At 53.3% G+C, this 13,549-nt stretch carries 8 protein-coding genes; 5 read left to right on the forward strand and 3 right to left on the reverse strand.

The window, feature by feature from the left end:
- Window position 1 precedes the first annotated feature (1 nt).
- The gene (locus HEP82_RS04310; RefSeq protein WP_192457102.1) at window positions 2-424 is read right to left on the reverse strand and encodes a hypothetical protein; all 423 of its coding nucleotides are present in this window, start codon (window positions 422-424) and stop codon (window positions 2-4) included.
- A gap of 592 nt (window positions 425-1,016) precedes the next feature.
- On the opposite strand from HEP82_RS04310, the gene HEP82_RS04315 reads away from it, so the two are divergent.
- Window positions 1,017-2,297 (forward strand): right-handed parallel beta-helix repeat-containing protein, encoded by a 1,281-nt coding sequence (locus HEP82_RS04315; RefSeq protein WP_192456957.1) that lies wholly within the window; start codon window positions 1,017-1,019, stop codon window positions 2,295-2,297.
- Window positions 2,298-2,457: 160 nt separating this feature from the next.
- Here HEP82_RS04315 and HEP82_RS04320 read toward each other — a convergent pair whose 3' ends face one another.
- The gene (locus HEP82_RS04320; protein ID WP_192456958.1) at window positions 2,458-3,804 is read right to left on the reverse strand and encodes a cellulase family glycosylhydrolase; all 1,347 of its coding nucleotides are present in this window, start codon (window positions 3,802-3,804) and stop codon (window positions 2,458-2,460) included.
- A gap of 681 nt (window positions 3,805-4,485) precedes the next feature.
- Here HEP82_RS04320 and HEP82_RS04325 point away from each other — a divergent pair.
- Window positions 4,486-5,271, forward strand: coding sequence for an alpha/beta hydrolase family protein (locus HEP82_RS04325; protein ID WP_225622313.1), 786 nt, complete (start codon window positions 4,486-4,488; stop codon window positions 5,269-5,271).
- Between the two features lie 88 nt (window positions 5,272-5,359).
- Here HEP82_RS04325 and HEP82_RS04330 read toward each other — a convergent pair whose 3' ends face one another.
- Window positions 5,360-6,217, reverse strand: coding sequence for an SDR family oxidoreductase (locus HEP82_RS04330; protein ID WP_192456960.1), 858 nt, complete (start codon window positions 6,215-6,217; stop codon window positions 5,360-5,362).
- Window positions 6,218-6,650: 433 nt separating this feature from the next.
- On the opposite strand from HEP82_RS04330, the gene HEP82_RS04335 reads away from it, so the two are divergent.
- From HEP82_RS04335 to HEP82_RS04345, 3 genes are read left to right on the forward strand one after another with little or no spacing between them, the layout of a single operon-like run.
- Entirely contained in the window at window positions 6,651-8,009 is a 1,359-nt protein-coding gene (locus HEP82_RS04335) for an SrfA family protein (protein ID WP_192456961.1), read from the forward strand.
- A 2-nt stretch (window positions 8,010-8,011) separates the two neighbouring features.
- Complete coding sequence (locus HEP82_RS04340) at window positions 8,012-10,999, forward strand: virulence factor SrfB (RefSeq protein WP_192456962.1); 2,988 nt, start codon at window positions 8,012-8,014, stop codon at window positions 10,997-10,999.
- Window positions 10,996-13,494, forward strand: a complete 2,499-nt coding sequence (locus HEP82_RS04345; RefSeq protein WP_192456963.1) for a putative virulence factor — start codon at window positions 10,996-10,998, stop codon at window positions 13,492-13,494. Before HEP82_RS04340 ends, HEP82_RS04345 begins: the two co-directional genes overlap by 4 nt.
- Window positions 13,495-13,549 lie beyond the last annotated feature (55 nt).

A 13,549-nucleotide genomic window follows, 5' to 3' on the forward strand; every position in this document is an offset into this window, starting at 1 on the left:
CTCACTCAGCTTCCGGCGTTTTCGGCGTATCTGTTGATGGCGATCGGGAGCCGGCTTTATCATCACAACGCCTATGCCAACCGCGATGACCGTGGTGACTAAACCCGTCGCGACGCTGTTGGATAAATGCTTCACGCTGTTCAGGCGTCATCTGCATCCAACGTTCGTGCATACGACGACGTTCACGCGCCATACCAAACATCCCCGGTCGAAATCCCAGTCCGCCGAACAGAATACGGCTTAGCACCAATAGTCCCAACGCCTGCCAAAAGTCTATGCTTTTCACGCCGATGATTGCAGGCAACAATGCATTCCACAGGGACATCACCAACAGCCCCAATAGAACAAACAGCACGGCCCCAATCAGCAACGGTTTTGCGAATAGAAATCCACGGCGGTGCCCACACATACCAATACCTCTCATCATTCTTCTACCTCATAGATTAACGGTTCATGACTTCTGATGTAGTAGACGAATGGGCGATAACAATATTGCTGAAAAATCGAGAAAATATTTAAAAACAAACACCCGGCTTTATTTATTTCTAATAAAAATCAATATATTCAATATGATGTATCCATGTTTTCAATAAAACCGTGCAACCCTGACGGGATGCCCTGGCTTAAAGTGAATGAAGTCCTTCGTCTAGCGAGAGAGAAAAAGCACCAATAATAAATTGACTTATTATTATTTTTGTATTTTTTCAATTAAATTGAAATTGATTTCATTTTTTAATGAAATATTGTTTTGTGACAATGAGACATATATTCTTCATGGCGATCATATATAGTCGATTTACCTCAACATGCAGGATGCAGTGTGAGCAAAGCACCCTTCGCTCACAACAATAACCGAAGGAATGGTTTCTCCTTTCCAACGTAATTCACAGCCACAGGCTGTTAGTCATACTTCTGCTATTTCAATCTTTAGCCGGTTCTTTTGTCGGTAATGCGAGATGAAAGATGCATTTTGAGGAAGACGGGATATACGACTTTCTAACGTTATGAGGCAAGAAATGGAAAAACGACACCTTTTCGTCTCCACGGCGTTGGCTGCGCTCGCGCTTGTCAACAGCAATGTGGCATTTGCGGCGGATTGCAGTTCCGATACCAATAGCGGGATCGACGGAGCAAGCCGCGTTTATTACGTGTCGCCGACAGGTAGCAGTAGCAATAGCGGCAATAGTTTCAGCGCGCCGATGAGTTTTTCCGCCGCACTGTCGGCGGTTAATCCGGGTGAAATGATCTTATTGAAACCCGGTACCTACACTGTGACTTATACGGCAAGCAAGGCGAATACCATCAAGTTCAGTAAGTCCGGCAGTAGCGGTTCGCCGATTTATGTCGTCGCGGCTAACTGCGGCAAGGCCGTGTTTGACTTCTCCTTCCCGGCCGATCAATGGGTCCAGGCGTCCTATGGCTTCTATGTGACGGGTAACTACTGGTATTTCAAAGGGGTTGAAGTAACACGCGCCGGTTATCAAGGGGCTTATGTTACTGGCAGCCATAATACGTTTGAAAATACTGCGTTTCACCACAACCGCAATACCGGCCTTGAAATCAACAACGGTGGTTCTTACAACACCGTTCTCAACTCTGATGCCTACCGTAATTATGATCCCAAGAAAAACGGCAGCATGGCAGACGGTTTTGGCCCCAAACAGAAACAAGGGCCAGGCAACCGTTTCGTTGGCTGTCGTGCGTGGGAAAACTCGGATGACGGCTTCGATTTGTTCGACACCACGGAAAAAGTGGTCATCGAAAACAGCTGGGCATTTCGTAATGGCATCGACTTCTGGAGTAACAGTTCGTTTGCCGGTAACGGCAACGGATTCAAACTGGGAGGAAACAAGGTTGCCGGAAACCATCGCATTACCAGGTCAGTCGCCTTCAGCAACGTCAGTAAAGGCTTCGACCAAAATAACAACACGGGCAGTGTAACCGTCGTCAACAATGTTTCGTACAAGAACGGTATCAACTATGGTTTCGGCAATGATGTTGCCTCCGGGCAGAAGCACTATTTCCGTAACAATGTCTCACTGTCTGGCTCAGTTACCGTCAGCAATGCTGATGCTAAATATAACTCCTGGGATACAGGGCCGGCGGCAACGTCATCCGACTTCGCCAGCCTGGATACCACGCTGGCCACGGTCGCTCGCGACAGCGACGGTTCCTTGCAAGAAAACGCTTTATTTCGCCTGTCGGCCGACTCTAAGCTGATTAACGCAGGTACCAAGGTAGATGGAATCAGCTATCTGGGCAGTGCTCCAGATCTGGGGGCTTTTGAGAAGAACTGATCGCCGTCAATAAGCCGACTCAGAATAACAATGGTGTCGTTGGCGCATAATGCATCAGGCTGATGCCTAAAAAACAACGGGGGAGGTGCCAGTATGGAACCTCCCCCGCATTTCTCTGAGCTGGCGGCAACAATAGCTGCCTGCGTTCTGGTTTCAGCAATTACCCACAAGTACCGACCAACGTCCAAGAACCGTCACTGCCCGGTACCGAGGCGGTGTACCAGTTAGCGCTGTACAGTTTCCCCTGGTAGACCATCTGTTCACCTGCATTGTTATGCGTATATTCACCGCCAGACCAATCCTTACTGACCCAATTGGGGTAAACGTTGACATTACTGCAACTGACCGTAGTTGCCGTTGTCGCCGTACTGCCGGCAGTTGTAGTTGTGGTCGAAGCCGAGGTTCCGGTATCGCTGGAACTTGTGCTGGCGCTTGCTGAACTGCCGGATGTCTCTGCATCCCCGGATGAAGAGCTCCCTGTTGAGGTACTGCTGGTACTGGTTCCGGTGTTATAAGGCCAATTCTGAATAATTTCCTTCACCTTTTTACCGGACTCGGTCAGGGTCAGCGAGTCGGGATAATATGTCGATGCCCCTTCATCTTTATCATTCAACGCCCAGTTGGCGTTGCTGATGTTGTTATCGCGCATAAATGTCACCCAGGTATCGACCGAACTGGCGTTCACACCACCGTTACCATCTGCGTTTACCGCGCCCCACTCGGTGACAAACAGCGCAATGCCATTATTCAGCGCCTTCAGTGCTTTGTTCCGTAATGATTCCCCATGAGTTCCTGCATAAAAGTGCAATGTATAGGCGATATTGGTGCCGCTAATCGGGTTCAGTGAAGCTTCATCGACATCCTGTGACCAGGTCGGTGTCCCGACGATAATCAAATTGTCCGGATCAATAGCACGGATAGCGGAAATAACAGCTTCCGCATAAGGCTTTATGGTATTTCCCCACGAAACTTGCAGCGGCTCATTATAAATCTCATAAATAATGTTGGGTTTATCACCATATTTTTTCGCCATTTCTTGAAAGAAACTAATGGCTTCATTTTGATTATCTTCTGCATGATGTGAATGCCAGTCGATAATGACATACATGTCGTTGGCAATTGCGGCATCGACTACTTTTTCTACTTTCGCTTTGTTGCCAGAGGGATCCTGCAAATAACCACCGCTTTCCTGAACGCCCATGGCTGCACGGACAATACTGGCGCCCCACTCGCTTTTCAATCTGGCGACAGTTTCCTCAGTATAGAATTTCTCACCACCCCAACCATTATTGCTCCAGAACAGGCTATTTCCTGCAAAACTCTTAACTTGCTCTCCCGCATAGATTTTATTCCCGCTGACAGATAAAGGCTCGACGCTGGCCATCACTGTGCTGGAGAAGCACGCCATAACCAGGCCGAAACAGACAGAGGCAAGGGAAAAGTATCTATGGGTAATAGTTTTTTTACGACTGAGAACAGTAGTTTTATTAAAATTAAACAATGACATGTATGAATCTCCATTTCATATGAAAAATACTGATTTCATGTAAAGAGAATTTAGGAATATCAGACTTTCCATTCACCATAATTAATTATTGATAGGGTGAATATTAAGCCGGGTATTTTATAGTTGATAATTTCCATCAAATCCAGTTAGTTTTTAACATTCGGAATTATCATAGATGCAGCATGATATATTTTATACTGTTTCAGTATTATTCGCAGCCCCGGCAATCAATAATCCATGAGGGTTGTAGCACGCTTTGGCGTTTTCTAACCGTCCAATAGAAACAGAATGCTAAACTCTACTGTTTTCCCAGACTGGATCCCCTGAAGAATCTCAACATATGATCGACCAGATTTTCAGACAGGCGTCTGGGTGTATCCCAATTAGTATGTTGTAACTAACCCTTCACGCGCTTCATTATGAATAAATTTCGCGATGTCCCATCGCCGCTCCTGCTCGTTAACGAATCCGCATGAATCACGGGCAGAACGATAACGCTGAATAGACGGATAAAACACCGTTCAGGCATAGTAGTCGAATTCCCATGCAATCGAGCACTGCCTGGCGAGCCGTTCGCCGCAAAAAACTGGGGCAGTTCAAACATTCAGAGCAAACAGAATGGCTGGCAAATCATTACCATCTCGTTACGGCCGAGGGATCTTACTGTACTGCGTTGCCGTTATGTTACAGACAGCATGCAGTTCTCCACGCCAATCCGCCGACGAACTAGCGGCATCCGGTGGGCTCACGCCTCAAACCATAGTTGGTGGTGCCTTTACACTGGCCGCGTACACACGCCTGCAACAACCGCAGGGAACGATTACGTTTTACATCGAAGGTGATGGTTTTGCCTGGATTAATAAAACAGCCCCCTCGCCCGACCCAACGCCCCGCCAGGCACTCGGCCTGGCTCTGGCCACAAAAGACGATAGCGCCAACGTAGTCTATCTCGCCCGCCCCTGTCAGTTTATTCCACTGAATAAAAACCCCGTCTGCAACGTCTCCTACTGGACGGACAAACGCTTTGCAGAAGAAATCATCGATAGTATGAATCAGGCAATCAGCAACTATGTCCAGCAAATGTCCGCGTCCGGTATCAATATGGTCGGTTACTCCGGCGGTGGAAATGTTGCGGCCCTGATCGCTGCCCGTCGTACTGACGTACGTTCGCTACGAACAGTGGCAGGCAATCTGGATCATTACGCAGTCAATCAATACCATCAGGTATCGGCCATGCCGGAATCTGAAAACGCCGTAGATATCGCCCAACATATCGCGTCAATCCCCCAGATCCATTTCAGCGGCAGCGAAGATTCAATTGTGCCAACCTGGATAGCTCGTCGATTCGTCAATCTTGAAGGTGGCAACTGTAGCCAAGTGCACATTGTAGAAGGAATGGAACATACCAGCGCCTGGAATGAGATCTGGCCGACATTACTCGCCATACCCTTGCCGTGCGCGCCCTGATGATTTTCATAGGAAAGGCGGCCAATAAAGCGTAACTGCTGGGGAAGCACAGACCGAACAGGCTCCATCCGTGGAAGCCTGAAAACCGTTAGAGCACTGCCAATGTCTCGCTGATCGTCTGCACGTAGGGTGTGGTCGGACGGCCGAGTAAAGTACGAAGCACATTTTGATCGTCAAACAGAGCACCTTTTTCCGCACCGGCGTCAGAGTCCGCAATCAGATCGGCAAAGGCCACAGGCAAACCAGCCTGCTGTAGCGCATTGGAAAATTCAGACGGAGAAAGGTTTACGTACTGCAGCGGTTTGCCGCTCTGTCTGGCGATTTCCGACGTGAATGCCGCCAGTGTGTAACTGTTATCTCCGGCTAATTCGTAGACCTTTCCTGCCTGACCATCCAGTTGCAGCACGATGGAAGCGGCATCGGCATAATCCTGACGAGACGCCGACGCAATTCGGCCCTCTCCGGCCGCACCGATAAACGCGCCATGCGCCAACGCAGGCGCAATGCTGGCGGCATAGTTTTCGGTATACCAACCATTGCGCAGCAAAACATAAGGAATACCGGATACTTTCAGCGCTTCTTCCGTTGCCAGGTGTTCCGCTGCCAGCCCCAGCGGCGAACGATCCGCGTGTAGCAAGCTGGTATACACAATCAACTTAACGCCCGCTTTTTTCGCAGCGGCAATCACCGCCTTATGTTGTTCTTCCCGTTTCCCAACCTCACTTGAGGAGATCAACAGTAACTTTTCTACACCCGCAAACGCAGTTTCAAGCGTCGTCGGTACATCATAGTCGGCACGTCGAACCACAACGCCCTGCGCTGCCAGACCTGAGGCTTTGCCGGGGTCACGCACTGCAGCAACAATCTGATCTTCCGACACTGTTTTTACCAGCGCATCAATGACCAGACGGCCTAATTGGCCTGTCGCACCTGTAATCGCAATCATCGCGAACTCCTTAGTGAGAAAAACGAACGGTGTCTGTCTTATTTTCCTATAACGCCTGATCAGACAGACCATCGCGCACACAGCTTATGTCCATCGCTAACTTTTAGTAAGTACCTACCTGCATGTTAGTATGGAAAAACCGATAGTTCCCGCGCAACACCACAGTTTTTTACCAATTGCCGATCCCGCTCACATCCTTAAAACAGCACTCGCTGCTCATTGCATCAACTCAAGTAACCGCTTCCATTATGCGTGTCCGGCTATTCCTGTCACGCCATACTTATGCGATATTGCTCCGTCAGTACGCTGATGACGCAAATATTTGTCATATTTGTCACTTCTTCATGGGTTTGATTCGTTATCATCAGAATTACAATCGCAGACTACACATTACTTTCTGCCTTGGTTGTCTATAACAAAGGGTCTCTTTGGCGTGGCAAAACTATTTTTACGCAGTGGCAATTTAGACGATTTTCTTGCGTTGGGAGAAAACGGTCAGCCGGTATACCTCTCGGCGCTCCAGTTACGGGAAACGCTACGTCTTCGCAAGCAACAGTCAATCGCTGACTGCCTGGCCATTCCCCAATCCAACGAGGATGGCGATCGTATCGACTGGTATTCCCCCTTCAACGGTAAAATCACATCCTGGATGGCGGCAAGCGACGAACAACGCGAACAGGCGTTGGCGCTGCTGGAGCAGTACCAGAACACCGTTGCCGACATCAGCGAGAACGCACAACGATCGGAAAAGTCGGCCCAGAAACTGTTCGGCGTATTATTGGCAAAGGCGTTCCAATTTCCTGGCGCCAACCACGTATATCTGGTGGATGATAAACCGGTCATCACTTTTTGGGGCTTCGTCAACCTCGGCAAGAAATCTCGCGCCGATGCGCTGGAATGTCTAAGGCCGGTGGAACCAGAGCCGATTGAGCCGCTGGAAGAACCGATACCCGAGCCGCTGGAAAAAATCGAACCGACCCTGACACCGGCTGAACTGCCGACGGAAGAGCCGGCGGTCGAACCGGAGCCGGTCTTCACCCTTCCCGATACCGTCGCAGAACCTGTGCCGGCTGCGCTGACGAAACGCCGGGTCTGGACCAGTATCTGGTGGTTGGTGCCGTGCGCGGCGTTACTGGCGACGCTGGTATTCCAGATCCGCGGCTGCGTTTCTCAGCCGGCGCCGGAACATCCGCCTGCCACGGCGACCAGTGCCAAACCGGAAAAACGGGTACTGGAAACCCCGACGCCGACGGACAAGTCCACCGAACCGGTTCCGTTGCCAACGTTACCGCTGGAGAAATCGTCGCTCGCGCCGGCACCCACCCTCGTTCCCGCCATACCGGAGAAAACGGCGGAAGAGAAAACCGCCGAGGCAGTGGGGCATACAGATGCGGGCCCCGCCCCTAAAGGCGCATTGCTGATGCCACTTGAGTCCGTAAAAATGGGGTCAATCCGTTTCCTCGACGGCAACTGGCAAGCGACGGTGAACGTCAAGAACCCGCTGACCGGCAGACCGCCGGTGCTGAAATATCAGATTCGAGACGGCAAAGGCCGGGTCAGATTCACTTATGGCGAGGGGATAACCTGTCAGGCTGAGGTCGAAGCCGGCTTGCACCAGTCCGGAAATCTGGTGATCAACAGCCGCTATCGCGCCCGTTGCAGCAATGGTTCCCGTTATCCGATGCCGGAAATCATCTGTGTCAGACAGGATGCCAGCGATATCGCCGAATGTAAGGGGCGCTACGATGCCGACACTGTCCTACCGATGACGATCAAGCGTGAGAGCAAATAACCATGCTGGCAACAATTATTGATTATAAACAACAGATTACGCTGATTCAGAACAGTGGTATCCAGTTCATTGACTTTGCCCTGAAGCTGACGACACAGGCGGACTTCGCCAACCGGTTTGTCCGTAAAAGCGCCAATGGCCCGCTGCTGCGGTTAATTTTCAACGAAAACAACGGTCGTTATGTGCTGCCGGGCGACGCGCAGGTGTTGCCGGAAGCCGTCAACCCGGAATCAAGCTTTACACTTGAGCAATCGCTGCGGTTAATGAATCACGTCTGGTTGCCGCTGCCGTTTTTCCGTTTCAACCCGCCGCGTACTTTTATGGAAGGCCCCAACAACTGGGCCAGGTTTCAGGTGTTGACGCTGGACGAGCCGGATGACGACGGCAACACGCATCGCATCTGTCTGGCGTTCGATACCCGCGTTTACCCGGAAAACTACAACGACGAATCGCTGGTTCCGACGGAAAATGATATTCACGCCGGGCGCTTGTTCACCCTGGCCTATCACAGCGACGAACTGTTCGACTTCCTCGACCAGACCTGGGTCGACGGCTGGTTGCGCGAAATTTTTTCCCAGCAGGCCATGCAGGTGGAACACCGCAAACCGCGGGATATCCGCCAGAATCTGCGGGAGTTCGAATATCAGGCCCACTACCTCAATCTGCTGGATGTGCTGGGTACCTTGCTGAACCTGCCAGAGATTCGTCTCACTAGCGGCACATTGCAAGAGCCCGCCATCAACGTTGATCTGATCCTCGACGTCGGAAACTCTCATACGGCTGGCATTCTGGTTGAAGATCACGCCGATGAAAGCAATGGGCTCAAACAAACCTACGAGTTGCAGATCCGCGATCTCGGTGAACCGCACCATCTCTACAACGAACTGTTCGACAGTCGCGTGGAGTTCGCTCAGGCCAACTTCGGCAAACAGAATTTTTCTTTTGAAAGTGGCCGCGACGATGCCTTCGTCTGGCCTTCGATTACCCGAGTGGGGCGCGAGGCCAGCCGCCTGGCGCTGACGCGCCAGGGTACCGAAGGTTCCAGCGGCATTTCCAGCCCGCGCCGTTATCTGTGGGACGAAGAACCTTATGCACCGGGCTGGCGGTTCAGCCAGAGCGTCGGCCAACGGCAACAGGAGCCGCTGGCGACCGCCATGCCGCTGACCATGCTGGTGAACGACGAGGGGCAGCCGCTGTTCAGCCTGCCGACAGACGACCGGTTGCCGGTGTTCAGCCCGCACTATAGCCGCAGTTCAGTCATGACCTTCATGCTCTCCGAACTGTTGGCCCAGGCATTGATGCAGATGAACAGCCCGGCGCAGCGCTTGAAGATGATCCACACCAACGCGCCGCGACAGTTACGCAACATCATTCTGACGCTGCCTTCCGCCATGCCGAAACCGGAGCGGGAAATCTTCCGCCGCCGCATGTACGAAGCCATCGGGCTGGTCTGGAAAGCCATGGGATGGCATCCCGCCGACGAAGACTTCCTCACCGAGGACGACAAACGTCTGAGCCGCGTTCCTGTGCCGCAGGTTCAGATGGAATGGGACGAAGCCACCTGTGGCCAGATGGTGTATCTCTACAACGAAGCGCAGGTCAATTTCGGCGGCCGCGCCGAAGCCTTCTTCGCCAGTATGGCCCGACCGGATAAAGAGCTGGCGGAAGACGAACAACCCGGAAAAACGCTGCGTATCGCCTCCATCGATATCGGCGGCGGCACTACCGATCTCGCGATTACACAATACTGGCTGGACGACGGCGTCGGCAGCAATGTCAAAATCATTCCCCGCCTGCTATTCCGCGAAGGTTTCAAGGTTGCCGGCGACGACATCCTGCTGGATGTGATTCAACTGTATGTTCTGCCTGCGTTGCAGGCTGCACTGAAGAAGGCCGGGCTTAATACGCCGGATAGCCTGATGACCCGGTTGTTCGGCAGCGAAGGGCGCATGGACGGCCAGTTGACGCTGCGCCAGCAGGTTACACTGCAGATCTTCATCCCGATCGCACAGGCGATACTGGAAGCATACGAACGGTTTGATCCGCTTGATCTGAATGCGGAAATCGACACCACCTTTGGTGAGCTGCTGTCCCAGCGCCCCACCCGTAAAGTGCTGGAATATGTGAATAACGAAGCACAGCGGGAGTTGCCGGACGCCGAAACGGCGTTCGATATTCTGCAGGTGCCGCTGATCCTGCGGCTGAGCAAGCTGCATGGCGAATTTCTGTCCAACCGGATGAATATCACCCAGCACCTGCGCCTGATGTCCGAAGTCGTTTCGCTCTATGCTTGCGATGTCCTGCTGCTGACTGGTCGCCCGTCCCGCTTCCCAGGTATTCAGGCATTGTTCCGTCATCTGCAACCGCTGCCGATCAATCGCATGATGTCGCTGGATGGCTACCACACCAGCGACTGGTACCCCTTCAACAAACGCGGACGCATCGAAAATCCGAAGTCTACCGCTGCGGTCGGCGCGATGCTGTGCCTGCTGGCGCTCGATTTGCGTCTGCCCGGTTTTTACTTCAAGGCAGGGGATTTCCAACCCTACTCCACCGTGCGTTATCTGGGGATGCTGGACAGCAGCAACGTATTGACTACCGACAACGTGTACTACAACGATATTGATCTGGATGACGCCGCGTTCACGCTGGACAAGCAACCGGGCTTCGAAATGCGCGGCTCGCTGTGTCTCGGATTCCGTCAATTGGACAACGAACGTTGGCCCGCCTCGCCGCTTTACACACTCTCGATTGTTGATCCCGAACTGGCGCGCAAGGTAGCAGGCGACAGCGTGCTACATGTGCGTTTGAAAGTCGTACATGGCGAAGAGCACCAGACGCCGGAGCGTTTTGATATCGCCGAAGCCGTCGTCGGCGATCGCTACCCCGTCGCCCCCCACCAGCTACGGCTGAAACTCAACACGCTGGCCAGTACCGGCTCCGGCATTACGCATTACTGGATCGACAGCGGGAGCGTATTCAAGAAATGAAAGCCCTAACGCCTAAACAGCTATCGAGCCGCCTCAGCCGGCAATTGCAATCCGTCGCCGACGGCGTGGATCAGGCCATCGCCTGGGTAGAAGAAACCCGGCGCAATGTGCCCCGTCTGGATATGGAGGCTGATCGCCTGATCGTGAAGCTGCGGCGCTGTCGCAATAAAACCCACGGCCTCGCCGACGCCTCGCTGAAAGAGATCGCCATGGGGCTGTTTGGACTGGCGCAGGCCGGGAAATCCTACCTGATGGCGTCGCTGGCGGCTGGTGAAAACAGCCGGCTGGAAACCTCGATCGGCGGGCTGACGCTGGATTATCAGAAAAACATCAATCCGTACAATCAGCAGGCCGCGTTTGTTACCCGTTTCACCCGCCAGGTAGAGGGTAAAAATACGCCTAACCCGGTGCAGTTGCTGTTACTGAACGAAGCGGATATCGCCCGCATTCTGGTGCACGCCTACCTGCATGATTTCGCAAAAAACGATCATCAGGATTTGGATGAACAGCATATCGCGGAGCATCTGAAGACGTTCTCGCTGCATCGACAACAGGAACAGGTTCCTGGTCTCAACAGCGATGACGTCGTTGCACTGTGGGATTATCTGTTGCGCCATGACGCCAAACGGCAGAAACCGTTGGAAAGCAAATTTTGGCCGCTGGCGGTGGAACTGGCGCCCCATCTCAGCATTGATGATCGCGCCAGTCTGTTTTCGGTCTTGTGGGGCGAGCGGGCCGATATTACCGCCGCTTATCGCCAGTTCGCCCATTCACTGGAACAGCTTTCCGGTGCACGCAAAGTATTGGCGCCCATCAGCATCCTGGTGGATGAAACCCTGCTGCCGGACAATGGCATCTTCAACGCCAGCCAGCTCGACCGGCTCAACACGCCTTCCGACCCCGGCGTTCAGGTTCGCCCAATGGTCAACGGTCGCGCCGCCAAAAGTACCGAATTGTCATTGGCTGAACTCACCATGCTGATAGCCGAATTGCAAATCCCGTTGATGGCACCGCCCCGTGAGTCATTGTTTGAACAGGTCGATCTGCTGGATTTCCCCGGTTTCAGCCAGCAAGACGATGAACAGGAACATGACGAGGACAATCCGGAACAGATCCTGCGCGCCCGGCCGCACCCGCTGGCGCGCATTCTGCTGCGAGCCAAGCGCGCTTATCTGCTGGAGCGTTATACCGATAATCAGGAAATGAACCTGCTGATGGTCTGTACCGCCGCCGCCTGCAAGTCGGACGTCAGGATCGTGGGCAAAGCCCTGGATTATTGGGTTCGTCACACGCAGGGAGAGAATCCGCAGATTCGCAGCCATCGGAAACCAGGGCTGATTTGGTCGGTGACTCGCTTCGATCGGCGCTTTACACACGGGCAGAACAATGACGAAGCCGTCCAGCGTTACGTCGGCAATCCCGGCGATACCTGGGGCACCATGCTGGCGATGGACAAACGCGGCGTCAACCGCATGGCGGCCTGGCTCGATGCCGAAGTGCGACGCGAGGTGAAACTCGGGCGGATCAGCGAGCAGTTGGGCGAATTGCAGCGAGAACTTTCGGACAACCTGCTCGGTAGTTGGTACCAGCCGACCGGCTCCGATGACCCGGCGCGCAAACAACGGATCGCGGAAACCATGTTGCGGGCATTGCAAACACGCACCGGCGTACACGGCGAACTGCTGGAGCGCATGCTGCCTTCACGCGATGAACTACGTCGGCTGTACTTGCAACAGGAACAACCGCAGCACAACTTCGTCGCTTATCAGGAAACACCGGATGCCGCCGCGCCGCCGGCTAATTTCGAGCCGTTCGGTGTCGGTCTGGATATCGACCTGTTCGGCGATGAAACCGGGCAGGATGATGACGCACCGCGTCCGCAGCAGCCGGCGCCGACCGAAGAGGAGATTGCCGAAAGCCGCAGTTACGAAGCGGAATTTGCCCGCAACCTCTACCGTTACTGGATTACCCACCTGCGTAATCTGCCGGAAAACCCCGCGATGATTGAGTTGCTGGGCATCACGCGCCCGACTATCGAAATGTTGGTGGAAGAGTTAATTACCGCCAGTATCCGGCTGCGTATCGAAGATAACCTGCAAGGCATGCTGGCGGACTCCGAGCAACTGGGCGTCAATCGGGAAAACAAGGCCGATCGTCAGGTTTCTCGCGCGTTGACCGTACTGGGCGATTTTGTCGCCTGGCTGGGATTTCAGCAGGTGCCGGAAGCCAATCGGCCGGACAGCCGCGTCAACAAGGGGCACAAAATCTTCGCCAAACCGGAGAAACCGGCCGGCAGTTTCGGCACCTCACGCCGCTTGACCAAACTGTCCGTGACGCCAACCAACAATACCGCGTACTACATTTACGACTGGTTAATCGGCCTAAACGAGATGATTATCCAGAACGCCGGTTACTCCGCTGGTCGCGAAATCAAACCCAAGCAACGTGAAAAGCTGGGGAACATCCTGACGCAGATCAAACCGGCCGACGCATAATCCCCGCAACGCCCTCCCCGCATCAGGCCGCTGATGCGGGGCATCTACCGCCTGC

It is taken from the genome of Musicola keenii, assembly GCF_014855505.1.
Classification (GTDB): Bacteria; Pseudomonadota; Gammaproteobacteria; order Enterobacterales; family Enterobacteriaceae; genus Musicola; species Musicola paradisiaca.

Bases quoted from the DNA above. Each gene is read 5' to 3' on its own strand.
- HEP82_RS04320 (WP_192456958.1), bottom strand. From the start codon at position 3,804: ATGTCATTGTTTAATTTTAATAAAACTACTGTTCTCAGTCGTAAAAAA.
- HEP82_RS04315 (WP_192456957.1), top strand. From the start codon at position 1,017: ATGGAAAAACGACACCTTTTCGTCTCCACGGCGTTGGCTGCGCTCGCG.
- HEP82_RS04325 (WP_225622313.1), top strand. From the start codon at position 4,486: ATGTTACAGACAGCATGCAGTTCTCCACGCCAATCCGCCGACGAACTA.
- HEP82_RS04340 (WP_192456962.1), top strand. From the start codon at position 8,012: ATGCTGGCAACAATTATTGATTATAAACAACAGATTACGCTGATTCAG.
- HEP82_RS04310 (WP_192457102.1), bottom strand. From the start codon at position 424: ATGAGAGGTATTGGTATGTGTGGGCACCGCCGTGGATTTCTATTCGCA.
- HEP82_RS04345 (WP_192456963.1), top strand. From the start codon at position 10,996: ATGAAAGCCCTAACGCCTAAACAGCTATCGAGCCGCCTCAGCCGGCAA.
- HEP82_RS04330 (WP_192456960.1), bottom strand. From the start codon at position 6,217: ATGATTGCGATTACAGGTGCGACAGGCCAATTAGGCCGTCTGGTCATT.